Consider the following 26973-nt stretch of genomic DNA (forward strand, 5'->3'; position numbering starts at 1 on the left):
TTATAACTGTAGGCGTTTTAATAGTATGTGTAGAGAATTAACTTCTGGTTATCTTGCTCGGAGATTGAAACCAAGTTGGCTTAGTAAAAACGGGAATAATATTATCATCTCTACCGCTGCTTTTGATCTAAGAGATGGAGATCCCCCAGAGTTATTTGTTTCTTTTTATTTAACAGGGAATTGTAATCCTATTGATTTTTCGTATGCATTTGAACTTATTAAGAAAGGTTACAGAGATTCTAATGTTTCAGGAGCGATATGTATACTAAATATAGAAGAAGCACTCAGAGAAGTTAATGATGAACAAGATCCTATAATTGTATTTTATGAATTAATCGATTCCCCTCATTCCGGCTTATTTTTTACTAAAAATAAAGAAGAAAAACAAGAATTAATACAGGAAGCCAAAACAACGTTATGTTTTTTAGCTCGTAAGAGAATACAAGCTATCAAAGAAAATATAGCTTTAGAGTATGAAATTCCTAAAATTGAAGTTCTTACAAATCCTGTTTTGTTAACAAGCAAGTCTTAGCCTGTGTCCAAATGCATGCGTGCCTTTCGGCACAAACTCTACCTGCAAATCACGCAAAACTTGGAATCCGCATGTAGCGTGTGTGCGGTACGCACACACGCGGTCTTTCTAAACTACTTCCCTTTCCAAACTAAACCAAAGGTCGTCTGAAACCCATTTTCAGACGACCTTTTGCCACTTCGCAAAACAAGAATTCCCGCCGCCCTCTCCCCAAACGTCGCCCGAACCAGTAAACTCCCCATGTTTCAACAACTTCTTGGAAGCAAACCATGTCCGGTATCTACCTACCCCGCCTATTTCCGCCCCACATCGTCGAACGTGGATTGCTGTATTTTCAGCAGGGCAAGGTTCGCGATGTCCAAAAAACTTCCGTAGGGCGTTATCGGGCGGAGGTGTGCGGTTCGGAAAACTATTCGGTATGGCTGAAGCTGGATAGTGATTTGTACATTAAGGACGGGGGCTGCGATTGTCCTTATGGCGGGGCGTGCAAGCATATGGCGGCGTTGTGGTATGCGGTGCGCGCTCAAACGCCGGACGGGCAGCCTGACGAATCTGACGCGCAGCAGCCTAAACAGGGCGGCAATCCGTATCGGCAGCAGCTCTCCAAAATCTTTTCCCGAACCCGATATTATGATTACTACGAAGCCGCCGATTTGGGCTTCAGGCTGCAAAATTGGTTAGAAGATGTGGCGCAGGAGGGGACGGCGGCGTTGCAGCAGGCTTTGCCTCTGTTGATACCGCGTTTGCAGGATGCTTTTGAAAAGGCAGACGATTCGGACGGTATGTTGGGCGATGCCATGTATATGGCACTTGATCTGCTGGAAGAAGCGGTCATGGAAAATGTCCCGAAGCGTTTGATTAATTTTTTGGACAAATGTTTGGACGACAGCCGCTATTTTGATTTCTCCGAGGCAGGCAATAAAATCTACCAAATCCGCGCCCGAATCTGGCGGTTGCGCGGCGAATGGCAGGCGTGGCAAGATTATGTGGCTAAACGTTTGGCTGCTACCGAGTCGGGTTGGGAACATGAATTTTGGGCATTTGAGGGTTGGCAGGTTTTGCAGGCGAAAGGCGATACTGCTGCCGCGCAGGATTATTTCAGACGACATCTGCACCTGCCGCAATTCAGACAAATCGCGGTAGAACAAGCTGTCGGGCAGCGAGATTGGGCGGAAGCGGAACACCTCTTGCGTGAAGGAATCAAGATTGCCAAAGCTGAGGGAACCCCCGGCACAGCGCACAAATGGAAGCTGCAACTTTTCGATGTATTGAAGGAAACCGGTAAAAATGTACGCGAAATCGCAGCGGATTTGGCGTTTTCCACCAGCCTTTCATTGCCGCATTATGAAGCGTGGAAAGCCACGTTTTCCTCCGCCGAATGGCAGGATGAATTCAACCGCCTGCTTGCGCGCTTGTCGGGTCAATATTCGCTGCAAGCTGAAATATTCGAGCATGAACAGGAATTTGACCGGCTGCTCGCCCTATTGCAGCAACACCTTTCGTTGTACATGATGGAACGTTTTGCCCCGTCTTTCCCCGAGCCGTATCACGATCAAATCGTAGCTTGCTACCTGAAAATCTTTGCAGTTGAAATTGACGAAGCAAGCAACCGTAAGCAATACCGTCAGCTCTTGAACCAATTAAAGACCCTCCGCCGCCAATATTCCGCACAACGGCAGGCGATGGAAGACTTTGCCGACGAAATCAGGGAGCGATATAGCGAAAAACCACGTCGGCCTGCGCTGCTGGAGGAATTAGATCGGGCGGGGTTTTAGGAAAAAGCTGTTCATCTATACCTTGTAATAGATCTTTCTAAATAGCAAGCTGTAGCCTGCATCAAACCGCGTGCGTGCCTTCGGGCACACACCCTACCTATGAATCACAAAGAATTTGAAATTTATGCGTAGGGTGTGTGCGGTACGCACGCACGCGGTCTTTTTTAAAATGTTCTTCCCAATCAAACCAAAGGCCGTCTGAAAGTATTTCCCAACTTTCAGACGGCCTTTTTATATTCATATTCCTGTTTATTTTTCCAAACGCGCAATCAGTTCATCGGCTAAGTCCAGATAAGCAAGCTGTAGCCTACATCAAACCGCGTGCGTGCCTTCGGGCACACACCCTACCTATGAATCACAAAGAATTTGAAATTTATGCGTAGGGTGTGTGCGGTACGCACGCACGCGGTTTTTTTAAAATGTTCTTTCCAATCAAACCAAAGGCCGTCTGAAAGTATTTCCTAACTTTCAGACGGCCTTTTTATATTTATATCCCTATTTATTTTTCCAACCGTGCAATCAGTTCATCGGCCAAGTCGAGATAAGCCTGGGTGCCTTTGGCGTGGGCGTCGTAGGCGAGGGCGGGGAGGCCGTGGCTGGGGGCTTCGGCGAGGCGGATGTTGCGGGGAATGACGGTATCGAAGAGCAGGTTGCCGAAGTGTTGTTTGAGCTGTTCGCTGACTTCGACGACGAGGCGGCTGCGGCTGTCGTACATGGTGCGGACGATGCCGGTTACGTCGAGGTTGGGGTTGATGGCTTGGCGGATTTTGCGGACGGTGGCCACTAAGTCGGAAATGCCTTCGAGGGCGTAGTATTCGCAAAGCATGGGGACGATGACGCCGTTGGCGGCGACCAGGCCGTTGAGGGTGAGCAGGGTCAGGGACGGGGGGCAGTCGATGAGGACGTAGTCGTAGTCGTCGGCAACGAGCTGCAGGGCGTTTTTGAGGCGGATTTCGCGTGCGATTTCTTGGACGAGTTCGACTTCTGCGCCGGCCAGTGTGCGGTTGGCGCCCAATACGTCGTAGCCGCCTTCTTTGCTGCGGACGACGGCGTTGGGGATGTCGGTTTCGCCGAGGACAACTTGATATACGCCGTTTTCGATGGTGGCTTTGTTGATGCCGCTGCCTGTGGTGGCGTTGCCTTGGGGGTCGAGGTCGACGACAAGGACGCGGCGGCCTTTGGAGGCCAGGGAGGCGGCTAGGTTGACGGTGGTGGTGGTTTTGCCGACTCCGCCTTTTTGGTTGGCGACGGCGAGGATTTGTGCGCTCATGTGCTTTGCTGTCGTGTTAAGTGTGGATGGCTGGATTGTACCGTTATTCGGTATGCTTGGGTTGTTTTCAGACGGCCTTTTTGCGGATGATGACGATATGGCGTTCGGCATTGAGTTGGGGGACGTGCAATGCTTCGACTTTTTCGACGGCGACGCTTTCGGGCAGTTTGTCGATTTCTTCTTGCGGGTATACGCCTTTCATGGCCGCCCAGTAGCCGCCGTCTTTGAGGAGGTGCTCGGTCCAGTTGACGAAGTCGGCGAGTTCGGCAAAGGCGCGGCTGGTGATGACGTCGGCGCGGCAGTCGGCGGCGGCTTCTACGCGGCCGCTGATGACGCGGACGTTTTTAAGGCCGAGTTCGATAACGGCTTGTTGCAAAAAGGCGGTTTTTTTGGTGTTGGCATCGAGGAGGGTGATGTCGAGGTCGGGGCGGCAGATGGCGGTGGGTATGCCGGGCTGTCCGCCACCGGAGCCGACGTCGAGCATGGTTTGTGCGTGTTCGATATAGGGCAGGAGGGTCAGGCTGTCGAGCAGGTGGTGGCTGACGGTTTGGGCGGGGTCGCGCAGGGCGGTCAGGTTGTAGGTTTTGTTCCACTTTTGCAGCAGGGCGGCATAGTCTAGCAGTTTGGCCTGTTTGGCTTCGTCGATGTCCAAACCCAGTGCCTGTATGCCGTCGCGGAGCTGTTGCGCCTGATTCATTTGTTATTCCTTATTGGTTAAAACGCGTTGGATGTAATGGTAACGGAAAGCATGCCGTCTGAAAATGTTTGTGCCTGTTGAATCAACGTTTCATCTTGTGAAAGACGATGGGCTGCTCCGGCGCGCGCGTGAGCTGTTTGGGCAGGGTCAGCATGGCGATAATCCACACGGAGAGGGTGTAGTAGAACACGCCTTGTCCGCGCATACCGGCCAATGCGGCATTGCCTAAGATGACTTCAAAAATCAAGCCTGCCGTCGCCGAGGCACACGCTGCGACACCGGCAAGGAAGATGGCGTAACGCGAATGCCGGCGCATCATTTTTTTATACGCCAGCTTGGTCAGTCCGCCGGCAATAGGCAGGTTGAGGAAGGCAAACATGCCGCAGACGAACCATGCGACGGAATCCTGCCAACCGCTTTGCCATGTCCACGCGCCGTCTTTGACTGTGACCAACAGCCCTTGGCCGTCTGAAAAGGCAATTTGCACGATATTGTGCAATATCATCGCCAGCGGCAGGGTGAGGAACATCAGTGCAACCAATAGGGGGCGGTAGGGCTTTTCTTGAGTCAGGTACATGGCAGCTTGCCTTGGGAAAATAAGTTGAAATGATAGCAGATCGGCGGTTGATTCACGTTAGTTTGCCACCGAAATTGCTGACAAAAACAGTCAATTAAAAAAGAAATGAAAAATTATTTTTTCTTGGCAAACATTGGTAGATAAAGGGTGAGAAAACGTTTTCAGACGGCCTAATCTATTATTTTTATATGAACCGAACAGAAAATCTTTGCATTTCTCCGTAAAATCTACTAAATTCTTAATAACATATTATAAAGACCTGAAATCTGGAACCCAAACCGAAACTGCCTTCCGCCATTTACGCTCGGAAACTCAGCAGGCAACAAAAGTTTCACACACGATAAAATACAAAATAATTCCTCTGAAATCAGTTGTTTATAATGATAGATAACCACAAGGCAAACCATGCCTGACTTTAGTAGGAGTAAAACCATGGCTGAAGCAACCGATGTCGTATTAGTAGGCGGCGGCATTATGAGCGCCACTTTGGGCGTATTGCTCAAAGAACTCGAACCATCTTGGGAAATCACCCTGATCGAACGCTTGGAAGATGTAGCGTTGGAATCATCAAATGCATGGAACAATGCCGGTACGGGACACTCTGCGCTGTGCGAATTGAACTATGCGCCTCTGACTGCCGACGGCACGATCGATCCGACCCGTGCCCTCAATATTGCCGAACAATTCCATATCAGCCGCCAATTTTGGGCGACTTTGGTCGAAGAAGGCAAACTGACCGACCGCACTTTCATCAATTCCGTCCCTCATATGTCGCTGGTGATGAACGCCGACCATTGCAGTTATCTGCAAAAACGTTTCGACGTGTTCAAAAACCAAAAACTCTTTGAAAAAATGGAGTTTTCTACCGACCGCGCCAAAATCGCCGAATGGGCGCCGCTGGTTGTCAACGGTCGTGATGAAAGCCAACCCATTGCCGCCAACTATTCCGCCGAAGGTACGGACGTTGATTTCGGTAACTTGACCCGTCAAATGGTGCAATATCTGCGCGAAAAAGGCGTGAAAATGGAATTCAACCGCCATGTTGAAGACATCAAACGCGAATCTGACGGCGCGTGGGTACTCAAAACCTGCAACACTGAAAACCATGAAGACCATTTGACCCTCCGCAGCCGTTTCGTGTTCCTCGGCGCAGGCGGCGGTGCACTGACCCTGCTGCAAAAATCCGGTATTCCGGAAGGCAAAGGCTACGGCGGCTTCCCTGTTTCCGGCCTGTTCTTCCGCAACAGCAACCCTGAAACCGTTGCCCAACACAATGCCAAAGTGTACGGTCAAGCTTCCGTTGGCGCGCCTCCTATGTCCGTTCCACACTTGGATACCCGCAATGTAAACGGCGAGCGTCATCTGATGTTCGGCCCATATGCAGGCTTCCGCCCCAACTTCCTCAAACAAGGCTCGCTCATGGATCTGCCGATGTCCATCCAAATGGACAACCTCTATCCTATGCTCCGCGCCGGTTGGGCTAATATGCCGCTGACCAAATACCTCTTGGGCGAATTACGTAAAACCAAAGAAGAACGCTTTAATTCGCTCTTAGAGTATTATCCGGAAGCCAATCCTGACAATTGGGAACTGATTACCGCCGGTCAACGCGTACAAATTATCAAAAAAGACCCGAAAAAAGGCGGCGTACTCCAATTCGGTACCGAAATCGTCGCTCATGCCGACGGCTCGCTGGCCGCATTGCTGGGCGCATCCCCAGGCGCATCAACCGCCGTGCCTTTGATGATTAAGCTGATTAACCAATGCTTCCCTGGCCGTATCGAGTCATGGTCAGGCCGTCTGAAAGAATTGGTGCCCGGCTACGGTATCAAGCTGAACGACAATCCGACTTTGGCGGACGAAATCATCAGCCACAACGCGACCGTTTTGGGTATTCATCACTAATTGAAGCAGACACAAAGGCGGGCATTCTTGCCCGCCTTTTTTCAAACCATTAAAATAGTGGCATTCAGGCCGTCTGAAATCTAATCTGCGACAGCATGTTGCACGATTCAAACCCGAAATCAGCCCCAATAGAAAAACGCCATGACCGATATTCTCAACAAAATCCTTGCCACCAAAGCAGAAGAAGTGGCCGTCCAAAAAGCCGCCGTTTCCTTGGAAGACATCAAAGCCCAAGCGCAGGCTGCTGCGTCGGTTCGCAGCTTTATCGGCTCGATCCGTGAAAAACACGCGCAGAATCTGTCTGCCATTATTGCCGAAGTCAAAAAAGCCAGCCCGAGCAAAGGCCTGATCCGTCCTGATTTTCATCCTGCCGAAATCGCCGTTGCCTATGAAAAAGCCGGCGCGGCCTGTTTGTCCGTGTTGACGGACGAACCTTATTTCCAAGGCTCGCCCGAGTATTTGAAACAGGCGCGTGCGGCTGTGGCGTTGCCGGTCTTGCGTAAAGATTTCATCATTGACGAATACCAAATCTATCAGGCGCGCGCGTGGGGTGCGGATGCGGTTCTTCTGATTGCCGCCGCCTTGGAAGCAGAGCAGCTTGAGCGTTTTGAAGCCGTTGCCCACGAATTGGGCATGACTGTCTTGTTGGAGTTACACGATGCGTCCGAGCTGGAAAAATGCCGCAACATGACCACGCCGTTGTGGGGCGTCAACAACCGCAACCTGCGTACGTTTGAAGTGACCCTGCAACAAACCCTCGACCTCTTGCCTGAATTGAACGGCAAAACCGTTGTAACCGAAAGCGGCATCCGCAACAAAGAAGACGTCGATTTCATGCGCAGCCACGGCGTGCATACTTTCCTGATCGGCGAAACCTTTATGCGAGCCGACGATATCGAAGCCGAAGTCAAAAAACTGTTTTAAACCCTAAAAAACATCAGGTCGTCTGAATTTTCAGACGGCCTGAATCGATTTGAAGGCAGACATAATGTTTACCGTACAACGCATTTACGCTTATCAGCCGAATCCCGAACAGACCGCCGTTTTTATCGACCGCCTCTATCCGCGCGGCGTCCGCAAAGAGGTCTTCGCCACTGCTATTTGGCTGAAAGACATTACGCCCAGTGCAAACCTGCGCCGCTGGTATCACGAAAATCCGACTCAAAATTTCGACAGTTTTGTCAGCCGTTATCATGAAGAGTTGCACAATGAAACTGCACAAGCCGCCATCAAGCAGTTGTTGGATTTGGAGCGGCAACACGGCAATATCCTGCTGCTGACCGCCGTCAAAGATACGCGACATTCCCACGTTTCTGCGCTGGCTCAATTTTTGGGTGCAAGGTTTGAATACCGCGATTAAAACATCAGTGTTTGGGCTGAATGCAAAAAGGCCGTCTGAAATCAGGGTTTCAGACGGCCTGCTATTTTCAAATTAAGAAGGATAACGGTGTGCCACCAATTTTCCGTCTATGTATTCGCCGATATAGACTTGCGAGGCTTCAAGGTGGAGGCGGTCAAGCTCTTGTTGCAGCCACGCTTCATCACGCTTAATGATTTCGAGGATGTCGGGGTCGACTTGGCCGTCTGTAATCAGCGGATAGCGTAGGCTTTCGTCGCCGTACTGAATGACGGTGAACTGGACGTTTTGCTCCATGACGGCGCATTTGACCGAAGAGATTTCATAGATGCCGGCGGCGCGGAGTTTGAACGTGAGGTCATGCACGCTGATGCCGTTTTTCATACATTCTTCTGCTTGTACTTTGCCGTTGACGATGATCCAAACGGATTTGCCGTCAATCACGGATTTGACCCAGCGGTTGTGGTTTTTGATGAATTTCAGGCTCAATACCAATAGCGTCCACAAAATCAGTACGGGGAAAAATTGCAACAGGCCGATGCTGTCGCTGTAAATCACGTCGCTGATGATGCCGCCGAGTACAAAGTTTTGTACTTGATCCATGGCGGAGGTCGGTGCGAGGTTGCCTTTACCTAAGATGTTGATTTACAAAATTAAACATAAAATATCCATCTAATCTGAGGAAAAATAGAAAGGTCGTCTGAAAACTAAATTTCAGACGACCTTTCCCGTTTGAAACGGTCCCAAATGGCAGGGTTGCTTTATTTCTTATTACCCAACTGCGGCAATACCGAACCTTCGCCCAGCGACAACAAACCGCTTTGCGAGTAGATACCCAGTTTGGCGCGGGTGTCGGTGATGTCGAGGTTGCGCATGGTAAGCTGGCCGATGCGGTCGAGCGGTGTGAACGCGGCGTCTTCGACTTTTTCCATGCTCAGGCGTTCGGGTTGGTAGGTCAGATTGGGCGACTCGGTGTTCAGAATCGAGTAGTCGTTGCCGCGGCGCAGTTCGAGGGTTACTTCGCCGGTGATGGCTTTGGCGACCCAGCGTTGTGCGGTTTCGCGCAACATGAGTGCTTGGCTGTCAAACCAGCGTCCTTGATAGAGCAGACGACCGAGGCGCAGGCCGTTGATGCGGTATTGTTCGATGGTGTCTTCGTTGTGGATGCCGGTTACCAAGCGTTCGTAGGCGATGTGGAACAACGCCATGCCCGGGGCTTCGTAGATGCCGCGTGATTTGGCTTCGATGATGCGGTTTTCGATTTGGTCGCTCATGCCCAAGCCGTGACGGCCGCCGATGCGGTTGGCTTCGAGGAAGAGTTCGACAGGATCGGCGTATTCTTTGCCGTTCAATGCAACCGGCACGCCTTCTTCAAAGCGCACGCTGACTTCTTCGGGTTTGACTTCGACGTTTTCGTCCCAGAAGGCAACGCCCATGATGGGTTTGACGATTTTGATGCCGCTGTTGAGGAACTCCAAATCTTTGGCTTCATGCGTTGCGCCGAGCATATTGGAGTCAGTAGAGTAGGCTTTTTCAACCGACATTTTGTAGTTGAAGCCGTTGGCAATCAGAAATTCGCTCATTTCGTGACGGCCGCCGAGTTCGTCGATAAATTGTTGGTCGAGCCAGGGTTTGTAGATTTTCAGCGCGGGATTGGTAAGCAAGCCGTAGCGGTAGAAACGCTCGATGTCGTTGCCTTTGTAGGTGCTGCCGTCGCCCCAGATGTTGACGTCGTCTTCTTTCATGGCGGAAACGAGCATGGTGCCGGTAACGGCGCGGCCCAAAGGCGTGGTGTTGAAGTAGGCGATGCCGCCGGTGGAAACGTGGAACGCGCCGCATTGGATGGCGGCGATGCCTTCGTGTGCCAACTGCGCGCGGCAGTCGATCAGGCGGGCGTTTTCTGCGCCGTATTCCATCGCTCTTTTGGGAATGGCGTTGTAGTCGTCTTCGTCAGGTTGGCCGAGGTTGGCGGTGTAGGCGTAAGGCAGTGCGCCTTTGAGTTTCATCCACAACAGTGCGGCAGAGGTATCAAGACCGCCGGAGAAGGCGATGCCGACTTTTTGACCGATGGGGAGATTTTGTAAAATAGTATGGTTTTGGCTCATTGGGATTTCTCCAGACTTGAAAAGTTGAAACCATTATCTTATAAATGGAATACATTGTCAGCAATTAGGCCGTCTGAATGTTCGGAGGGCCATATTAAAGAAACCTCATCATGAACGCTTTTAACCTTATTATCATCGGCGACGAAATCCTGCACGGCAGCCGCCAAGACAAGCATTTCGCCTTTTTCAAATCCCTGCTGGAATCGCGCGGGCTGAAGCTCAATCAGGTGCAATACCTGCCCGACGAACCTGAATTGTTGGTCAAACAACTGCGCCGCAGCTTTTCAGACGGCCTGCCGACTTTCGTTACCGGCGGCATCGGCTCCACGCCCGACGACCATACCCGCCAAGCGGCCGCCGCCGCTTTGGATTTGCCCGTCGTCCGCCATCCCGAAGCCGCCAAGTTCATCGAAACCGTTACCCTGAAACGCGGCGAACCGCTTGACGCCCCCGAACACGCCCAGCGCCTGAAAATGGCGGATTTTCCCGCAGGCGTAGAGCTTGTGCCCAACCCGTTCAACAACATCGCCGGATTTTCCATCCGCGAGCATTATTTCTTCCCCGGCTTCCCTGTGATGGCGCACCCGATGGCGGAATGGGTATTGGAAACTTATTACGCCGACCGCTTTAACCAAACCGAACGCGGCAGCCGCAGTGTGTATGTGTTCGACCAACCCGAGTCGCGCATTACGCCGATTATGGAACATCTTGAGCGTACCTACGCTGGTATCCGTTCGTACAGCCTGCCCACCGTGGGCCGTACCGATTCAGACGGCCGTTATACTCCGCCGCATATCGAGTTCGGCATCAAAGCGGAAGGCGAGGCCTGCCGCTTGCTGGATGCGGCGTGGGAAGATGCGTTGCAGGGTTTGCAGGCGATTGGCGCGACTTTGAAAGAAACGGTGGAATAATGCATTTATCCCCAGCCCAATCCAGACGCGCACTGACTTTTGCCTCTTTGCTGTTTTTACCGCCGACCCTCATTATTGGCATTTGGCTGGCGCAATATGGCGGCTTCGCTTTTGAGCTGCCGCTGATGCACGCCGTCCATGCCCACGCGGGCACATGGTTTGATCCGATTGCCACCGTGTTGCACTATCTGGGCAAAACCGCGATTGCCGTGCCGCTGATCGGCGCGGTTGCCGCCGCCCTGTATTTTGCCGATAAGAAGCGCGAAGCGCTGTTTTGCGTGTTGGCGGCATTGGTGCCGACTTTGAACATGCTGATTGTGAAGGTATGGTTTGCCCGCGAACGCCCGTTGCTTTGGCCGCGCCTGATTGAGGAGAGTAATTTTTCCTTTCCCAGCGGCCACAGTACGTTTTCCGCTGCCATTGCCGTCATGTTGATATTGCTTTGCCGTCGCACGCGCTACCGCCGTGCTGCTTGGGTAGGCGGCATTTCCTTTGCCCTGCTGACCGGGTTTTCACGCATTTATTTGGGCGTGCATTATCCCACCGACGTTTGGGCAGGCTGGACAAACGGCACGCTGACTGCATTGCTGGTGTATATGATCATCTTCAGGCCGTCTGAAAAATAGAAGAAATAAATCATGAATACACGTTCACCCAACACGCCTTATTGGCTCAGAAACGGCCATGCCGATACTCTGTTTGCCAAGCTACTGCAAGGCAAGGCGCCCGACTACCGCCGCGAGCTTCTGCCCGACAGTACCGGCAAAACCCAAGTTGCCTACGATTTTGTCGACAGCGCCAATCCTGATGCGCCGTTGGTGGTTTTGTTCCACGGACTGGAAGGCAGCAGCGAGAGTCATTACGCAGTCGAGCTGATGAAAGCCGTGCAGCAGCGCGGTTGGAACGGCGTGGTTGCCCATTTCCGCAGTTGCGGCGGTATAGAAAACACCGCGCCCGTGTTCTACCACCTCGGCGATACGCCCGAAATTGCCTTTATGCTCAACACGCTGGCCCGACGCTATTCAACCATCTACGCTGTCGGCGTTTCTTTGGGGGGTAATGCCTTGGCCAAATATTTGGGCGAGCAGGGCAGTAATGCCGTTCCACGCGCATCTGCCGTCGTTTCCGCGCCCGTTGATGCCGTAGCGGCAGGTACGCGATTTGATCAGGGCATGACGCGCTTGATTTACACGCGCTATTTTTTAAATTCGCTGTTGCCGAAAGCCCAGGCGATTCCTCAGTTTCAGACGGCCTTAAGCCAGCAAAACTGCAAAACGCTTGGCGACTTTGACGACCGCTTTACCGCGCCGCTACACGGTTTTGCCGACCGCCACGATTACTACCGCCGTAATTCCTGCAAACCGTTTCTGAAAGGCGTGGGTACGCCGTTACTGCTGCTCAATGCCGTCAATGACCCTTTCCTGCCACCAGAAGCCCTGCCGACCGGGCGGGACGTGTCCTCGGCCGTTACGCTGCTGCAACCGGCATACGGCGGGCATGTCGGTTTTGTCAGCCGCGATCAAGGCCGTCTGAATCTGCAATGGCTGCCGCAAATCGTGTTGGACTATTTCAAACAGTATCAGCCGTAAATGGAAAAGGGCATGTATGCAGACATGCCCTTAGGGTGTAGAAAGTAAAAAGGCCGTCTGAAAACGAGTTTCAGACGGCCTTTTGAATAGCTTGATTATTTACTTTTGTCGGCTTTGGCTTCTTTTTTCAGAGAAGCGTACAACTCAGGGTCGCGGTTTTTCAGCAGGGAAGCAACGGCCAAGTCGTCACGGTTAACTTTAGCCAAATCTACGCGCTCGATGTGTACCAAACGCAGCAATTCGCGTACAGGTTTAGGCATATTGCGGCCAGATTCGTAACGGGAACCGCCGGATTGAGTCACACCAATGCGGCTCCAGAAGTCCATTTGGTTCAGGCCGAGTTTTTTACGGATATCGCGGATGTTTTCAATTTTTTCGAACGATTTCATGAATCTTCCTTATTGTGGTATTTGTTGCATGCCTCTAGGCATAAAAATGGGTCTGCAAGAATGCCGGCATCCCTTTCCTGTAGGCTTTTGGGGTGATATGTGGGCGTATTGCAAATGACTGATCTAGATAATTAGACAGTATATTCGAAAGAAGTTTTCCGCTGTCTGCCATAATTTGTGTAAATATTTCTTAATTCATTATTTCAGTAAAATTTCATTATATAAATCATTAAATTATGTGCTTATCTTAAATATGGCGTAAGCAAATTTTTACATAATTAAACAATTCAATTTGGGTGAAAACTTAATTTCGAGTTTTTATTCGGTTTTCTAGATTGAGAATGCGAATAAACTTCAGGCCGTCTGAATCTATGTTTTCAGACGGCCTGAAGGTTTTTTCAAGGTTAAGGCTTACCGCTGGCAGGGCTGATGGTGAGGATTTCGTAGCCGGTTTCGGTAACCAAAACTTCGTGTTCCCATTGGGCGGAGAGGGAGCGGTCTTTGGTAACCACTGTCCAACCGTCGTTCAGGATGCGCAGATGGCGTTTGCCTTGGTTGATCATCGGCTCGATGGTAAAAATCATGCCCGGTTTGAGGACGAGGCCCTCACCTTTGCGGCCGTAGTGGACTACTTGAGGTGCTTCGTGGAAGCCGCGGCCGATGCCGTGTCCGCAGAATTCCTGCACGACGGAGTAGCCGGCATTTTCGGCAACCTGTTGGCAGGCATAGCCGACGTCGCCGAGGGTGGCGCCGGGTTTGACCGCTTCTATACCCGCCATCATGGAGGCGTGGGTCACGTCGATCAGGCGTTGGGCAATCGGGGAGACTTTGCCGACGGTAAACATACGGCTGGAGTCACCGTGGAAACCGTCTTTTTTAATGGTCAGGTCGATGTTGACGATGTCGCCTTCTTTCAGCGGCTTGTCGTCGGGAATACCGTGGCAGATGACGTGGTTGACGGAGGTGCAGCAGGATTTCGGGTAGGGCGGGTTGCCGTAGTTGAGGGGGGCTGGATAACCGCCTTGAACGTTGACGTGGTAGTCATAAACGAGTTTGTCGATTTCGTTGGTGGTGACGCCGGGTTTGACGAATTGGCCGATGTAATCGAGGGCTTCGGCGACCAAGCGGCCGAGTTCGCGCATTTTTTCGATTTCTTCGGGGGTTTTGATGATGACTTTGTCCATGAGGTTTCCTTCTTGTTTCAGACAGCATGGAGGCCATCTGAACGGGACGGGTGTGCCGTCTGTTTAAAACAGGTTGTCGAGATTGTCTTTATTGCGCGGTTTGGCTTGTGGTTTTGCCCCAGACTCGGCTTTCGGAGTCGGTTTGGACTCGGGGGCTTTGGCTTTTTCCGGTTTGTTTTCTACCGCTTGTGCGGCAGGTTTGTTGCTTGCGGCTTTGTTTTCTACCGGCTGGCTGTCTGCTTTAGGTTTGTTTTGAGCGGCAGGGCTGCTGTTGTCGGATGGTGTGTTTTCTGATTTGTCGGCTTCAGTGCGTTTGTTTTCTGTGCGTTTGCCGCGGTGTGCAGCGGCGCGGTCGTTTTTTACACCTTCTTTCGCTTTTTCACCTTTTTCATTTTGTGGGACGACAGGATTGCCGGAGGCAGTTTTTGCGTCGCCGTCCTTGGCAGGCTGAACGGTTTCAGGTTCGACTGTGCCGTTGGGGCGCCAAACTTCAATGCGTGTGTCGGTTTGTTCGGCAGGGCTTTTTTCGGGTACGTCGGTTTTACCGGAGTGTAGGGTGCTGAATACGCCGGCAACAAGGGCGGCGACGGCGATAAAGCTGACAAGGAATAAAGCGCGGATTAGGTGTTTGGGCTTAAGTTGGAAAGGGGTTTTATTATTCTTGGACATGATGGGTCGGGTAATCGTTGGAGGAATGGCCGTCTGAATATTCAGACGGCCCCGGGTTGCCTGTGAATCAGTTGGCAACGTAGTTTTGATAGAGGGTCACGACTTTTTGTACGCCGACGGTCGTGCTGACTTTTTGGGTCACGCGGGCTTGTTCGTCAGGTGTAAGGATGCCCATCACATAGGTCACGTTGCCGTAAGTTACGATTTTGACGCGTGCTTGGGTGGCCGGGCTGAGGCCCAACAGGGAGGCGCGGACTTTGGATGTGCCCCAGGTATCGTTGGTCACATCGCCGAACGAACGCGCTTGTGAGGCAACGGTGATGTAGTTGTAAACGCCTTCTGCGGCTTGTTCGGAACGGGCGATGCGTTCAACAAATTGTTTTTCGCCTTCGGTAGCCACTTGGCCGAGCAGGAGCAGGTGGCGGTTGTAGCCGACAACGTTCAGTTTGGGCGTGTAGCCTTGGACCTGGTTGTTTTGGCGCAGGTAGGAGCGTGCGGTGGTTTCGACGCGCAGTGCCATAACGTTGTCGTCTGTTTGCGCGCCGGTGGTGCGGCGGTCGACGGCGGATTTGGTGCCGACGGCTGCACCGCCGATCAGTGCGCCGACGCAGCCGCTCAGACTCAGGCTTAAGAGGGTCGCAGTCAGAACGGGGAGGGCGTAGCGTTTGATATTCTTCATATCCTTTTCCTTGGGTATGGACGGTTGGGTGTTCAGACGGCCTTTAAGGGATGGGCCGTCTGAAAAGAAAGGGTTACATGCCTTCAAGCAGGACGGAGTCGATGCAGTCGCACATGGCGTGAATCAGCAAAATATGGTTTTCCTGAATGCGGGCAGTGCGCGGATAAGGGACGTTGAGCAAAACATCGGTATCTTTGAGCATGGCAGCGATTTTTCCGCCGTCGCGACCGGTCATGGCGATGACGTGCATGTCATGTTCGTGTGCCGCTTTGATGGCTTCGATAACGTTGGCGGAATTGCCGGAGGTGGAGATGCCGACCAATACGTCGCCGGCACGTCCGAGTGCGCGCACTTGTTTGCTGAATACATGGTCGAAACCGTAGTCGTTGCCGATGGCGGTCAGGGCGGAAGTGTCTGTCGTCAGCGCGACAGCGGCCAATTCCATGCGTTCTTTTTCAAAACGGCCGGTCATTTCTGCGGCGAAGTGCTGCGCGTCGGCAGCCGAACCGCCGTTGCCGCAGGCCAGAATTTTGCCGTCGTTCATCAGGCATTGCAGCATCAGCTCGGCAGCCTGTACGGTCGGCTCGACCAGTACTTTTTCGGCTTCCTGCTTGGCGCGGATGCTCTCGGCAAAATGCGCGGAAACGCGTTCTTGTAATGTTGTCATGAGGTTAACCTGTAATATTTTGAATCCATTCGGGTTGGCCGTCGCCCTCAATCAGTACCGCATCCAGGCGGCAGGGCGCATGGTTTAACCCGTGCTTTTGCAGATAATACTCTACACTTCGTTGCAATTTCAATAATTTGGACGGCGAGATGCTGTATGCGGCACCACCGAAACCTCGGTTTTTGCGGTATTTTACTTCAACAAACACAATCGTACCGCCGTTTTTGACGATTAAATCGATTTCGCCGTAGGCGCAATGCCAGTTCCGCGCCAGCAGAGAGCAGCCTTTGCCCAGCAGGAATGCCAGCGCCGCATCTTCGGCCGCCACTCCCTGTTTGTGGTTTAAGCGCATGAAAAGTTTACCCGTTATATAATCATTGTTTTTAAAGAGACGCCGTTTCAGACGGCCTTGAATCTATGTACACAAAACACCTGCAAAAAGCCGTCGACAGCATCGAAAAACAGACATTATACGTTGTCGCCACACCCATCGGCAATTTAGCCGACATAACGCTGCGCGCGCTGGCCGTTCTGCAAAAGGCCGATATTATCTGCGCCGAGGACACCCGTGTTACCGCCCAGCTTTTGAGTGCGTACGGCATTCAGGGCAAACTCGTGAGCGTGCGCGAACACAACGAGCAGCAAATGGCCGATAAAATCATCGCCCATCTTTCAGACGGCCTGAGCGTCGCCCAAGTTTCGGATGCGGGCACGCCTGCGGTTTGCGATCCCGGTGCGAAACTTGCCGCCCGCGTGCGCGAAGCCGGATTTAAAGTGGTGCCTGTGGTCGGCGCAAGCGCGGTCATGGGGGCGTTGAGCGTGGCCGGGGTGACGGAATCCGATTTTTATTTCAATGGTTTCCTGCCGCCTAAGGCTGGCGAACGCCAAAAGCTGCTGGCCAAATGGGCGGAAGCCGATTTTCCGATTGTAATGTTTGAAACGCCGCACCGTATCGAAGCAAGCCTTGCGGATATGGCCGCGCAGTTCCCCGACCGCCGTTTGACATTGGCGCGCGAAATCACCAAAACGTTTGAAACCTTCCTCAGCGGCACGGTTGCCGAAATCCAAGCCGCCCTTAAAAACGACAGCAACCAAACGCGCGGCGAGATGGTGCTGGTGTTGCACCCTGCGGTGAAAGAGAAACACAGCGATTTGCCCGAGGCGGCGCAAAACACCATGAAAATCCTTGCGGCCGAGTTGCCGACCAAACAGGCCGCTGAGCTTGCCGCCAAGATTACCGGCGAGAATAAAAAGGTGCTGTATGATTTGGCTTTGGAATGGAAAAAGCAGGGATAGTGGCTGATTGGCAAACCGTATATCAAAGGCCGTCTGAACAATGGATTTCAGACGGCCTTTTTTGATTGAATTTTAGAGGGTTTCAAATGGATCCGATAGGTTCAATACGCTTTGGTGTTTGCGTTTCAGACGGCCTCAATGTTTGGCAAACCTGTTTTAACGCTGCCATGCGCTGCGCAAATATTCGATGCTGTCGGTCAGGGCGTAAAACGGGGCGTTGCCGTGATTGGCGTTAGGGTAGAGGGTAAAGCGGACATCCGCGCCGAGGTGGTGCAAAGTGCCGGCAAGGATTTTGGCTTGTGCAACCATGCCGCGGCTGGTTTGGTCGGGGCGGTTGTTTCTGCCTTCATGTTCGCCTGCGCTGAGGCGGATGCCGACTCCTTGCGGCAAAGCGTCGGGCAGCCAATCGAGTACGCGGCGATCTTGCCACCAGATGGACGGGGAAACCAGCAAATAATGGCGGAAGCGTTCGGGGCGGGTGAACAGGGAATAGAGGCCGTATAAGGCGCCGAACGAATGGCCGAAGACAGCTTGGTTTTGGGTATTGATGCGGTATTTGCTGTCGAGCAGGGCGGAGAGTTCGTCATCGATAAAGCGGCTGAAGCGGTCGGCTTGGCCGTATTGTTTGCGTTCGGATTCGGGCGCGCTGTCGGGCAGCGGCGGCGTGTAGTCGAGGGCGCGTTGGCTTAAGTCGCGGATGGTGCCGCCGGTGTAACCGATGCCGACAATCAGACAGGCGGCATGGCTTTTGGTGATGGGGTTGATGAGCAGGGATTGCGCCATATTAAGGATGGCGGGGAAAAAGGCATCCCCGTCAAGAATATACAGCACGGGATAGCCGCCAGCCGGACGCTCGCCGAGTACCGCGGCTTGAATGCGGTAGGTGCGGCCGGTGTGGGCGGAGGTAACGGAGGTTTCTTCGGCTTGCAGCAGGGTGGCGGTTTGCCAGTTGGGACAGATGGGCATGATGGGGTGCTTTAATCAATGGGTTGCGTGAGGAAAAGGAGAAAAGGCCGTCTGAACAATGGATTTCAGACGGCCTTATTGTACGGATTTCTGCCTTTTTAACAATACGCGCGATTAGCGTACGTCAACGTATGAGCTGCTGTGCAGTTCGCGCAGGAGGTTGGTGGTCGCCTGTTGTGCTTTTTGTTGGGACAGGTATTGGCGGACGGCGTTTTGTTGGCGCTCTTCAGGCGTACCTGCTTCGCGGACGTCGTTCAGCTTGATGATGTGCCAGCCGAATTGGGTGCGGACAGGGGCGCTGATTTGGCCGGGTTTGAGTTTGTGGACGGCTTCTTCAAATGGGGCAACCATCATGCCGTCGGCAAACCAGCCCAAGTCGCCGCCATTGCCGGCGCTGCTGTCTTGCGAGTATTGGCGTGCCAAACCGCCGAAATCTGCGCCGCTGCGGGCTTGTGAGTAGATTTTGCGGATGGTGCTTTCTGCGCCGACGGCGGCATTGTCGTTGTCGGCCTTAATGAGGATGTGTTGGGCATGGTATTGGCGCACAGGGTCTGCTTCAGGCAGGGTTACGCCTTGTTGTTTGGCCTGCTCGATGTAACGTGCCACTTCGGAGTCGCTGACGCGGCTGTTTTGCATGATGGCCTGTTGGCGCACTTTTTCAACAATAATGCTGTCGGCGATGTCTTGACGGACGGCGGCAGACGGATTTTTGATGTTGGGGTTGTGCGCGATAACGGCTTCGATTTCGCTATCGGTCGCTTGGATGTTGCGGCGTTTGCCTACTTGGAGGATCAGGGATTGGTTGATCATTTGTGCCAAAACCTGTTGGCGCAGCTCGTTGGCGTCCATTTGTGTGCCTTTAGGCATGGTTTGACGCGCTTGTGCTACGGCTTGCGCTACTTGGCGGTGGGTAATGACTTCGTTGTCGACAACCGCGGCAATGCCGTCTGAAAGATGTACGCCGCTTTGTACGGCAGGCATGGTAGTGGCGCTGACGACTGGGGTTTTGTTGGCACGCGCTTTGGTCGCTTTGGCTTTAGGGGCGGCGTGTGCGCCTACTGCGAGAGTGAGTGCGGCGACGAGAATCAGGGGTTTGAAGTTCATTGTTTGACTACCTCGTTGGTTTTGCTGTAACCGGGGATGGCTAAGCGGAGTTTTTCGAATGGGTTGTTGCCGATATTGCTCAAGTCTTTGAGTTGGAGGTTGAAGAATACGGCGTTTTTGTGGCTGTTTTCGCCGGTAACATAGCGTTGGCCGACCAAGCTTGCGCTCCAGCAGCCGCAGTTGCTTTTGTATTCTGCACCGATGAGCATTTCCAGCGGTTTTTTGGCTTCGATTTCGTAGTTGTAACGGGCAACGGCGTACAGGTTTTTACTCAACGGCCATTGGGCGGCAAGGTCGACTTGGCTGAGCCTGTCGTAGAAATAGTTGCCGTTGGCTTGCAGATAAATGCGTTCGTTGCGTCCGTATTTGTAGCGCGCGCTTAAGACTTTGCCGGGTTCGGGGTTGTAGGTAATCCCTGCGGCGTAGCTTTCGGCACGGCTTAGGTTTTGGTTGTAGTGGATGTCCAAATCAATGCGGGTACTCGGAGTAAGGTTGCCGTGTGCAAAGGCTACCCAGTCGGATTGGCTGCGCGGATAATTGCTGACGTTGCCGTCAGGCAGGACGTTGTCTTTTTTGAAATAAAACTTCTGGCCGATACCTGCACGGAAGAGTTCTGCACCGGTATTGGGGTTGAGGATACGGCTTTGTGTGGCCAGCGTCAGGCTGTTGGCCGAATTGATGCGGTCGTTGCCCGAATACAGGTTTTCTCGGAACAGCTGCGAATAGGTAAAGCTGTTTTCGGAGCTATCGAAATTGGGCAGGTCGTTTTGGGACTTGGTCGGAATATAGTTGTAAAACAGGCGCGGTTCAAGCGTTTGCAGGTATTCCCCGCCGAAGAGCCGGGCCCTGCGCTCGAAAGTCAGGCCGCTGTCGACGTTGATAATCGGCAGGACGCGGCTGACATTGCGGCCGCTTTGACCGTTGAAGCTGTTGAGGCTGTAATAAGTGGCATGTACGCCGACTTTAGGTCGGATGTAGCCCCATTGGTTGTGGAAATCCCATTTGACGCTCGGGTAGAGTACTACGCGGCTGCCGTCTTGCTTGGTGTCGTGGTCAAAGCGGGTGAGTTGGCCTAATACGTTAAGCTGAGCCTTGCCGAAATGGCTTTGCCAACGGCCGGTCAGGCGGGGCATGATGGCATAAGGCTCGTCTTTATAACCGTCTTGGTTGGCCAGCGTTTGATATTTTTGTACGCGCAACGAGCCGTCGAAGCTGCCGCCCAACAGTTTGTCGCTGTAATTGAGCCATGCCTGACGGTCAAGGTTGACGTTGCGCGCGATGTCTTCGCGGCCGTAGAAGTCGCGGTAGTAATCGTCGTCGGAAACTTGGTTGTAATTGATGCCGCCGCTGATTTTGCTGTTCAGCTGCTGCTGGTGTTTCCATTTGAACTGGTAGCGGTTGTTGTGGACGCTTTTTTGGTCGTTCGGCATCCAGTCGCCATCGACTTCGCCGCTGTAATTCGGTTGCAGATAACGGATTTGGCCGCCCAGTTGCACGCCGCGTTTGCTGATAATGCCCGGACGGATGGTGGCATCCAAATTCGGCGCAAGGTTGAAGTAGTAGGGCAGGCTCAGCTCAAGGCCGTCTGAACCTGTGGCAATCGTCGGAACGAGCAGGCCGCTTTTGCGGTTGCCGTTGATGGGGAAGTCCGCCCAAGGCGTGTAGAGGACGGGTACGCCGCCGAATACCAGCGAAGCGTGTTTGGCCACGCCGATACCAGTCGATTCATCGGCTTCAATGCTTTGCGCTTGGATATACCAGCTGGCATCACCGGGCGAACAGGTGTTGAATTTGGTATTGATGAGTTTATAGAGGCCTTTGCCTTTGAGTTCGGCTTTTTCGCTGACACTTTGAAGGCGGCGGCCGCCTTGTTCGGTATTGAGGCGCACGGCGGTGCCGGAACCGGTTTGGTTTTTGAGGTTGTAAACCAATTGGTCGCCGGATACGGTCGAACCGTTTTGATACAGGGTAAAGCGGTCGCCGGCGGTAACGGTATCGGTGGCTTGGTCGTATTGCGCCCAATCGGCATTGAGAACATCGGCATTGCGCTCGACAATGACGTCGCCTTCGGCACGGACGCCGACTTGGGTCTGGCCTTCTATTTTATCGGCGTTGACGCGGGTGTAATCGGCAGGCAGGGCTGGCTCGCCGCTGCGTTTGATTTCGGCGGTTTCGGCCGGCTTGGCATCTTCGTGGTCGCAAAACAGGCAAGTGCTGCCCAAGGAAAGCGGATCGGCTTCGCTTTGGCCGGTTTTTGCCGGTTTGGATTCGGCGGTGTGGGCAGGGGTATAGTCTTCCGCCTGCGGAACAGAAGCATCTTCCGCGCGCACGGCTGTTGCGCCAAAGCCCATAATTAAGGCGAGTACCAAGGGTTTGAGTGAAAATAAACGAGCCAAAATCGCCCCTTAAATCGGTTTGCCAGTTAGAATAGCGGTTATTGTAACCTGAAATTCTGCGATACCGCTATGCAACGACAAACCGAATTACAAAACTGGCTGGAGTCTGTTTACCCGAACCAGCCGTTCGAATTGAGCTTTGCGGCAGCCGATGCCGACTTCCGCCGTTATTTCCGTGCGACGTTTTCAGACGGCCAGACCGTTATCTGTATGGATGCGCCTCCTGAGAAGATGAGTGTTGCGCCGTATTTGAAAGTGCAAAAACTGTTTAACATGGTCAATGTACCGCAAGTGCTTCATGTGGATGAAGCGTTGGGCTTTATGGTATTGAACGATTTGGGCAATACCACATTCCTGACCGCCATGAATCAGGAAAACAGCGAAACCGCCCATAAAGCCCTGCTGCTCGAAGCCATTGACGAACTGATCGAACTGCAAAAGGCCAGCCAGCCCGGCAAACTGCCGGAATACGACCGCGAAGTCATGCTGCGCGAGATTAACTTGTTCCCCGAATGGTTTGTGGCTAAAGAATTGGGCCGTGAGCTGACCTTCAAGCAACGCCAGTTGTGGCAGCAAACTGTTGATACGCTGTTGCCGCCCCTGTTGGCGCAGCCCAAAGTGTATGTTCATCGCGACTTTATTGTCCGCAACTTAATGTTGGCGAAAGGCCGTCCGGGCGTGTTGGACTTCCAAGACGCGCTTTACGGCCCGATTTCCTATGATTTGGTGTCGCTGTTGCGCGATGCATTTATCGAATGGGAAGAAGAATTTGTATTGGACTTGGTCATCCGTTACTGGGAAAAAGCACGCGCCGCCCAGCTGCCTGTGCCTGCCGAGTTTGACGAGTTCTACCGCTGGTTTGAATGGATGGGTGTACAACGCCATTTGAAAGTGGCCGGTATTTTTGCCCGCCTGTACTACCGCGACGGCAAAGGCAAATACCGTCCTGAAATTCCGCGCTTCTTGAACTACTTGCGCCGCGTATCCCGCCGTTACAACGATTTGGCGCCGCTGTATGCGTTGCTGGTCGAATTGGTCGGCGATGACGAATTGGAAACAGGCTATACCTTTTAAGCTTGGTTTTAAGATTTGATTCCACTTTTCAGACGGCCTGATCAACAAAAGGCCGTCTGAAACCTTTACAGAACACATAAAAATGACTTACATGATTTACCCCAAAACCTACGACGTGATTGTCGTCGGTGGCGGCCATGCCGGTACCGAAGCCGCGCTTGCCGCCGCACGCATGGGTGCGCAAACCCTGCTGCTCTCGCACAACATCGAAACCCTCGGACAAATGTCGTGCAATCCCTCCATCGGCGGCATCGGCAAAGGACATTTAGTACGCGAACTCGACGCATTGGGCGGCGCGATGGCGTTGGCAACCGACAAGTCCGGCATCCAGTTCCGCCGCCTGAACGCCAGCAAAGGCGCGGCAGTTCGTGCCACGCGCGCGCAGGCGGACCGCATTTTGTATAAAGCCGCCATCCGCGAAATGCTGGAAAACCAAGAAAACCTCGACCTGTTCCAGCAGTCGGTTGACGACGTAACGCTCGACGGCGACCGCATCAGCGGCGTAATCACCGCGATGGGCGTGGAATTCAAAGCCCGCGCCGTCGTGTTGACCGCCGGCACGTTTTTGTCCGGCAAAATCCATATCGGTTTGGAAAATTACGAAGGCGGCCGCGCCGGCGACCCCGCCGCCAAATCCTTGGGCGGCCGTTTACGCGAATTGAACCTGCCGCAAGGTCGTCTGAAAACCGGCACGCCGCCGCGTATCGACGGACGCACGATTGACTTCTCCCAATTGACCGAACAGCCCGGCGACACACCCGTTCCCGTAATGTCCGTACGCGGCAACGCCGATATGCACCCGCGCCAAGTGTCCTGCTGGATTACGCATACCAACACGCAAACCCACGACATCATCCGCTCAGGCTTCGACCGCAGCCCGATGTTCACCGGCAAAATCGAAGGCGTCGGCCCGCGCTATTGTCCGTCCATCGAAGACAAAATCAACCGCTTCGCCGACAAAGACAGCCATCAGATTTTCCTCGAACCCGAAGGCCTGACCACCAACGAATACTACCCCAACGGCATCTCCACCAGCCTGCCGTTCGATATTCAAATCGCCCTCGTGCGCAGCATGAAAGGTTTGGAAAATGCCCATATCTTGCGCCCCGGCTACGCCATCGAATACGACTACTTCGACCCGCGCAACCTCAAAGCCAGCCTCGAAACCAAAACCATCCAAGGCCTCTTCTTCGCCGGACAAATCAACGGCACCACCGGCTATGAAGAAGCCGCCGCACAAGGCCTGCTCGCAGGCGCAAACGCCGTGCAATACGTCCGCGAACAAGACCCGCTCCTGCTGCGCCGCGAACAAGCCTACCTCGGCGTATTGGTGGACGACCTCATTACCAAAGGCGTGAACGAACCCTACCGCATGTTCACCAGCCGCGCCGAATACCGCCTCCAACTCAGGGAAGACAACGCCGACATGCGCCTGACCGAAGACGGCCACAAAATCGGCTTGGTGGGTGAAGCGCAATGGCGCATGTTCAACGAAAAACGCGAAGCCATCGAACGTGAAATCCAACGTTTGAAAACAACGTGGTACACGCCGCAAAAACTGCCCGAAAGCGAACAAATCCGCGTGTTCGGACAAAAACTCAGCCGCGAAGCCAACCTGCACGACCTCCTGCGCCGACCGAACCTCGACTATGCCGCGCTGATGACCCTGCCCGACGCACAACCTGAAACCGCACTTGCCGACAGCGTGGTCGAACAAGTCGAAATCCAAGTCAAATACCAAGGCTATATCGACCGCCAAAACGAAGAAATTGACAGCCGCCGCGACATCGAAACCCTAAAGCTGCCCGAGGATATCGATTACAGCAAAGTCAAAGGTTTGTCCGCCGAAGTGCAGCAAAAACTCAATCAGCACAAACCCGAAACCGTCGGCCAAGCCAGCCGCATTTCCGGAGTAACGCCTGCGGCAGTGGCATTGCTGATGGTGCATTTGAAACGCGGATTTAAAGATGCCAAGTAAGGTTTAATCCGAAAAAAGGCCGTCTGAAACTTTCAGACGGCCTTTATTTATCAGGGGATTGACGGTGTTGCACCTTGTTTCATTAATTTCTTAAAGAGTTCGGATTGTCAGCAAGATGGGCGTGTTCTGATGAAAAAATGAAGAAGAAAACGTTTTTTCAGGACGCGTCGTAAGCTGCCGCTTTTTCGAGCAGTTTTGCCCTTGCCTGCGGCCATTCCTCACGCAGCAGGCTGTATTCAACCGTATCGCGCACGCTGCCGTCTTTCCGCAGCTTGTGGCAGCGCAAGATGCCGTCTTGGTGTGCGCCCAAGCGTTCGATGGCGCGTTGGGAGGCGGTGTTGAGGTTGTCGGTCTGCCAGCAGGCGCAACGGCAGTTTAAAGTGTCAAAAACGTAGTCGAGCAACATGATTTTGCAGGCGGTATTGATGCGCGTGCGCCGTGCCGACAGGGCATACCATGTGAAACCGATGTAGAGGCGTGGGATGGCGGGGTCGATGTGGTAAAGCGAAGTCGAGCCGACAATTTTGCCTGTGTCTTCGTCGATGACGGCGAAGGCGAGACGGGTTTGCATAGCAGTGCGGATATAGTCCGCCACTTGCTCGGGTTCGGGCGCGGTGGTTACATTGAGCTTCCAGACTTCGCCGTCGCAAACTGCTTCGCGCAAACCGGCTTCGTGTGCCGTTGTTAAAGGTTCGAGACGGACGCGGTCGAAGGATAAAACGGGAGTGGATGAAAAATCAGTCATGGGGGTTTCTTCTTTTGTATTTGATGGTTTGAGTTTTCAGACGACCATTTATAGTGTCTTAACGGACGGCATCTCTGAGGTCGTCTGAAAGCTATTGATTAATGATGTTTGAACATCAGCACGCCCAACTCCGATACAAACCCGTCCAGCGGCAGGTCGTGGGGTTCGGTCGGCAGTGTGTCGGTCAGTTGGCAGCCAAAGCCTACGCCCAGGGTTTGGGTTTGTAGGCGGTATTTCATGGCGGAGAGGGTGGCGTCGTAATAGCCGCCGGCTTGTCCGAGGCGGTAGCCGCGTTTGTCGATGCCGACGATGGGGACCAGCAGCAGGCTGAGTTGGTGGACGCGGATTTTCTTGCCGGTAAATTGGGGGACGCTCAATTTGGCGCGGCCGCGTTTGCGTTCTTGTTTGGTGCCGTTGGCAGGGTAGGGGGTGAACCACATCCGCCGCGTGTTCGGTTCGATATAGGGCAGGTAGAGTTTTGCGCCACGTTTTTGTGCGGCACGGACAAAGCCGTCCAATCGCAATTCCTTGCCCATCGGCCAATACACGCCGATTTTCCGTCCTTTTTTGATGTAGGGCTTGAGCAGGCGGTTGATGGTTTCGGTGGCGGCGTTGCGCTCGTCTGCGCTCATTTGGGCGCGTGCGCGGCGGAACTGTTTGCGTAGTGCCGATTTTTCGGGATTCCTCATTTTCAGACGGCCTTTCGGGATTGCGGTAGAATGTTGCGATTATAACGATTTTATTAACATTCAAACAGGACGCACACAATGTGGCATATTGTCGCCATCGGCTATCTTTTTGTCGCCGTGATGTTTTCCGCCGCGCAGCCGAGTATTGCGCGCGCGTTGATTTATTTGGTTTTTTGGGCGGTGTTGCCCACTGTATTTACGATCTTCGTCGTGACCATCCGCCGCCGCAACCGCCTGATGAAACGGCAGGAGCAGGCGGAGTTTGAAGCGGCCCGCCAAAAGGCGGTACAGGCGGATGAAAAACAGGATGGAAAGGTATAAAATCCCTTTTCAGACGGCCTCTTATCCGCTATAATCCGTCAGTTTTCCATTTCGGAAACACTCTTTTATTTTTAAAACTTATGCCCACTTTCGCCGAA

28 protein-coding genes are annotated in these 26973 nt (G+C 53.1%); 12 read left to right on the top strand and 16 right to left on the bottom strand.

What is annotated here, in order from left to right:
• The first annotated feature begins 25 nt into the window (after positions 1 to 25).
• Together ACTHTQ_RS07700 and ACTHTQ_RS07705 are read left to right on the top strand one after the other, a co-directional pair.
• Positions 26 to 532 (top strand): hypothetical protein, encoded by a 507-nt coding sequence (locus ACTHTQ_RS07700; RefSeq protein ID WP_440363575.1) that lies wholly within the window; start codon positions 26 to 28, stop codon positions 530 to 532.
• A 269-nt stretch (positions 533 to 801) separates the two neighbouring features.
• Complete coding sequence (locus tag ACTHTQ_RS07705; protein ID WP_440363576.1) at positions 802 to 2307, top strand: SWIM zinc finger family protein; 1506 nt, start codon at positions 802 to 804, stop codon at positions 2305 to 2307.
• A 499-nt stretch (positions 2308 to 2806) separates the two neighbouring features.
• On the opposite strand, the gene ACTHTQ_RS07710 is transcribed toward ACTHTQ_RS07705, so the two are convergent.
• The 3 genes from ACTHTQ_RS07710 to ACTHTQ_RS07720 all read right to left on the bottom strand — a co-directional run bounded on the left by ACTHTQ_RS07710 (position 2807) and on the right by ACTHTQ_RS07720 (position 4851).
• Positions 2807 to 3577 (bottom strand): ParA family protein, encoded by a 771-nt coding sequence (locus tag ACTHTQ_RS07710; protein ID WP_070695186.1) that lies wholly within the window; start codon positions 3575 to 3577, stop codon positions 2807 to 2809.
• A gap of 67 nt (positions 3578 to 3644) precedes the next feature.
• Positions 3645 to 4274, bottom strand: a complete 630-nt coding sequence (rsmG, locus tag ACTHTQ_RS07715; RefSeq protein WP_036493627.1) for a 16S rRNA (guanine(527)-N(7))-methyltransferase RsmG — start codon at positions 4272 to 4274, stop codon at positions 3645 to 3647.
• An 82-nt stretch (positions 4275 to 4356) separates the two neighbouring features.
• The gene (locus ACTHTQ_RS07720) at positions 4357 to 4851 is read right to left on the bottom strand and encodes a hypothetical protein (protein ID WP_440363577.1); all 495 of its coding nucleotides are present in this window, start codon (positions 4849 to 4851) and stop codon (positions 4357 to 4359) included.
• A gap of 432 nt (positions 4852 to 5283) precedes the next feature.
• Here ACTHTQ_RS07720 and ACTHTQ_RS07725 point away from each other — a divergent pair, with 432 nt between their 5' ends.
• The 3 genes from ACTHTQ_RS07725 to ACTHTQ_RS07735 all read left to right on the top strand — a co-directional run bounded on the left by ACTHTQ_RS07725 (position 5284) and on the right by ACTHTQ_RS07735 (position 8116).
• Positions 5284 to 6756 carry a malate:quinone oxidoreductase gene (locus tag ACTHTQ_RS07725; RefSeq protein WP_308904860.1) on the top strand — a complete coding sequence of 491 codons (1473 nt, stop codon included), beginning with the start codon at positions 5284 to 5286 and terminating at the stop codon, positions 6754 to 6756.
• 141 nt (positions 6757 to 6897) lie between these two features.
• Positions 6898 to 7680, top strand: a complete 783-nt coding sequence (gene trpC / locus ACTHTQ_RS07730) for an indole-3-glycerol phosphate synthase TrpC (protein WP_308904861.1) — start codon at positions 6898 to 6900, stop codon at positions 7678 to 7680.
• Positions 7681 to 7744: 64 nt separating this feature from the next.
• Positions 7745 to 8116 (top strand): DUF488 domain-containing protein, encoded by a 372-nt coding sequence (locus ACTHTQ_RS07735; protein WP_308904862.1) that lies wholly within the window; start codon positions 7745 to 7747, stop codon positions 8114 to 8116.
• A 72-nt stretch (positions 8117 to 8188) separates the two neighbouring features.
• On the opposite strand, the gene ACTHTQ_RS07740 is transcribed toward ACTHTQ_RS07735, so the two are convergent.
• Together ACTHTQ_RS07740 and argG are read right to left on the bottom strand one after the other, a co-directional pair.
• Positions 8189 to 8758, bottom strand: coding sequence for a DUF421 domain-containing protein (locus tag ACTHTQ_RS07740; protein ID WP_440363597.1), 570 nt, complete (start codon positions 8756 to 8758; stop codon positions 8189 to 8191).
• A 116-nt stretch (positions 8759 to 8874) separates the two neighbouring features.
• On the bottom strand, positions 8875 to 10218 hold the full coding sequence (gene argG, locus ACTHTQ_RS07745; RefSeq protein WP_440363578.1) for an argininosuccinate synthase: 1344 nt from the start codon (positions 10216 to 10218) through the stop codon (positions 8875 to 8877).
• A 110-nt stretch (positions 10219 to 10328) separates the two neighbouring features.
• Between argG and ACTHTQ_RS07750 the strand changes: the two genes are divergently transcribed.
• The 3 genes from ACTHTQ_RS07750 to ACTHTQ_RS07760 are packed head-to-tail and all read left to right on the top strand — an operon-like array spanning position 10329 to position 12718.
• Positions 10329 to 11129, top strand: coding sequence for a competence/damage-inducible protein A (locus tag ACTHTQ_RS07750; RefSeq protein WP_440363579.1), 801 nt, complete (start codon positions 10329 to 10331; stop codon positions 11127 to 11129).
• Positions 11129 to 11755 carry a phosphatase PAP2 family protein gene (locus ACTHTQ_RS07755; protein ID WP_440363580.1) on the top strand — a complete coding sequence of 209 codons (627 nt, stop codon included), beginning with the start codon at positions 11129 to 11131 and terminating at the stop codon, positions 11753 to 11755. The genes ACTHTQ_RS07750 and ACTHTQ_RS07755 overlap by 1 nt, the downstream gene beginning before the upstream one ends.
• A 12-nt stretch (positions 11756 to 11767) precedes the next feature.
• Entirely contained in the window at positions 11768 to 12718 is a 951-nt protein-coding gene (locus tag ACTHTQ_RS07760) for a YheT family hydrolase (protein ID WP_049352667.1), read from the top strand.
• 95 nt (positions 12719 to 12813) lie between these two features.
• Here ACTHTQ_RS07760 and ACTHTQ_RS07765 read toward each other — a convergent pair whose 3' ends face one another.
• The 6 genes from ACTHTQ_RS07765 to ACTHTQ_RS07790 form a co-directional block, all read right to left on the bottom strand.
• The gene (locus tag ACTHTQ_RS07765) at positions 12814 to 13107 is read right to left on the bottom strand and encodes a helix-turn-helix domain-containing protein (RefSeq protein ID WP_154954141.1); all 294 of its coding nucleotides are present in this window, start codon (positions 13105 to 13107) and stop codon (positions 12814 to 12816) included.
• A 404-nt stretch (positions 13108 to 13511) separates the two neighbouring features.
• Positions 13512 to 14312, bottom strand: a complete 801-nt coding sequence (gene map, locus ACTHTQ_RS07770) for a type I methionyl aminopeptidase (protein WP_223168821.1) — start codon at positions 14310 to 14312, stop codon at positions 13512 to 13514.
• Positions 14313 to 14354: 42 nt separating this feature from the next.
• A complete protein-coding gene (locus tag ACTHTQ_RS07775; protein WP_440363581.1) occupies positions 14355 to 14960 on the bottom strand; it encodes a hypothetical protein in 606 nt (201 codons plus the stop codon).
• A 67-nt stretch (positions 14961 to 15027) separates the two neighbouring features.
• The gene (locus tag ACTHTQ_RS07780) at positions 15028 to 15639 is read right to left on the bottom strand and encodes a BON domain-containing protein (RefSeq protein WP_440363582.1); all 612 of its coding nucleotides are present in this window, start codon (positions 15637 to 15639) and stop codon (positions 15028 to 15030) included.
• 73 nt (positions 15640 to 15712) lie between these two features.
• Positions 15713 to 16306 carry a phosphoheptose isomerase gene (locus ACTHTQ_RS07785; protein WP_440363583.1) on the bottom strand — a complete coding sequence of 198 codons (594 nt, stop codon included), beginning with the start codon at positions 16304 to 16306 and terminating at the stop codon, positions 15713 to 15715.
• Positions 16307 to 16310: 4 nt separating this feature from the next.
• Positions 16311 to 16658: a YraN family protein gene (locus ACTHTQ_RS07790; protein WP_440363584.1), complete on the bottom strand. Its 348-nt coding sequence runs from the start codon at positions 16656 to 16658 to the stop codon at positions 16311 to 16313.
• Positions 16659 to 16723: 65 nt separating this feature from the next.
• Here ACTHTQ_RS07790 and rsmI point away from each other — a divergent pair, with 65 nt between their 5' ends.
• Entirely contained in the window at positions 16724 to 17602 is an 879-nt protein-coding gene (gene rsmI, locus ACTHTQ_RS07795) for a 16S rRNA (cytidine(1402)-2'-O)-methyltransferase (protein ID WP_440363585.1), read from the top strand.
• A 156-nt stretch (positions 17603 to 17758) separates the two neighbouring features.
• On the opposite strand, the gene ACTHTQ_RS07800 is transcribed toward rsmI, so the two are convergent.
• The 3 genes from ACTHTQ_RS07800 to ACTHTQ_RS07810 form a co-directional block, all read right to left on the bottom strand.
• A complete protein-coding gene (locus ACTHTQ_RS07800; protein WP_440363586.1) occupies positions 17759 to 18568 on the bottom strand; it encodes an alpha/beta hydrolase in 810 nt (269 codons plus the stop codon).
• A 114-nt stretch (positions 18569 to 18682) separates the two neighbouring features.
• Complete coding sequence (locus ACTHTQ_RS07805; RefSeq protein WP_308904874.1) at positions 18683 to 19672, bottom strand: peptidylprolyl isomerase; 990 nt, start codon at positions 19670 to 19672, stop codon at positions 18683 to 18685.
• Entirely contained in the window at positions 19669 to 22068 is a 2400-nt protein-coding gene (locus tag ACTHTQ_RS07810) for an LPS-assembly protein LptD (protein WP_440363587.1), read from the bottom strand. The genes ACTHTQ_RS07805 and ACTHTQ_RS07810 overlap by 4 nt, the downstream gene beginning before the upstream one ends.
• A 69-nt stretch (positions 22069 to 22137) precedes the next feature.
• Between ACTHTQ_RS07810 and amgK the strand changes: the two genes are divergently transcribed.
• Complete coding sequence (gene amgK, locus ACTHTQ_RS07815; protein ID WP_440363588.1) at positions 22138 to 23142, top strand: N-acetylmuramate/N-acetylglucosamine kinase AmgK; 1005 nt, start codon at positions 22138 to 22140, stop codon at positions 23140 to 23142.
• A gap of 82 nt (positions 23143 to 23224) precedes the next feature.
• Positions 23225 to 25120 carry a tRNA uridine-5-carboxymethylaminomethyl(34) synthesis enzyme MnmG gene (mnmG, locus tag ACTHTQ_RS07820; RefSeq protein WP_440363589.1) on the top strand — a complete coding sequence of 632 codons (1896 nt, stop codon included), beginning with the start codon at positions 23225 to 23227 and terminating at the stop codon, positions 25118 to 25120.
• Between the two features lie 157 nt (positions 25121 to 25277).
• Here mnmG and ACTHTQ_RS07825 read toward each other — a convergent pair whose 3' ends face one another.
• Positions 25278 to 25865 carry a GNAT family N-acetyltransferase gene (locus ACTHTQ_RS07825; RefSeq protein WP_440363590.1) on the bottom strand — a complete coding sequence of 196 codons (588 nt, stop codon included), beginning with the start codon at positions 25863 to 25865 and terminating at the stop codon, positions 25278 to 25280.
• Between the two features lie 98 nt (positions 25866 to 25963).
• Positions 25964 to 26554 carry a 5-formyltetrahydrofolate cyclo-ligase gene (locus ACTHTQ_RS07830; protein WP_440363591.1) on the bottom strand — a complete coding sequence of 197 codons (591 nt, stop codon included), beginning with the start codon at positions 26552 to 26554 and terminating at the stop codon, positions 25964 to 25966.
• A 78-nt stretch (positions 26555 to 26632) separates the two neighbouring features.
• Between ACTHTQ_RS07830 and ACTHTQ_RS07835 the strand changes: the two genes are divergently transcribed.
• Entirely contained in the window at positions 26633 to 26875 is a 243-nt protein-coding gene (locus ACTHTQ_RS07835) for a hypothetical protein (protein WP_440363592.1), read from the top strand.
• Positions 26876 to 26973 lie beyond the last annotated feature (98 nt).

Source organism: Neisseria sp. P0020.S003 (genome assembly GCF_051957095.1).
Lineage (GTDB): Bacteria > Pseudomonadota > Gammaproteobacteria > Burkholderiales > Neisseriaceae > Neisseria > Neisseria subflava.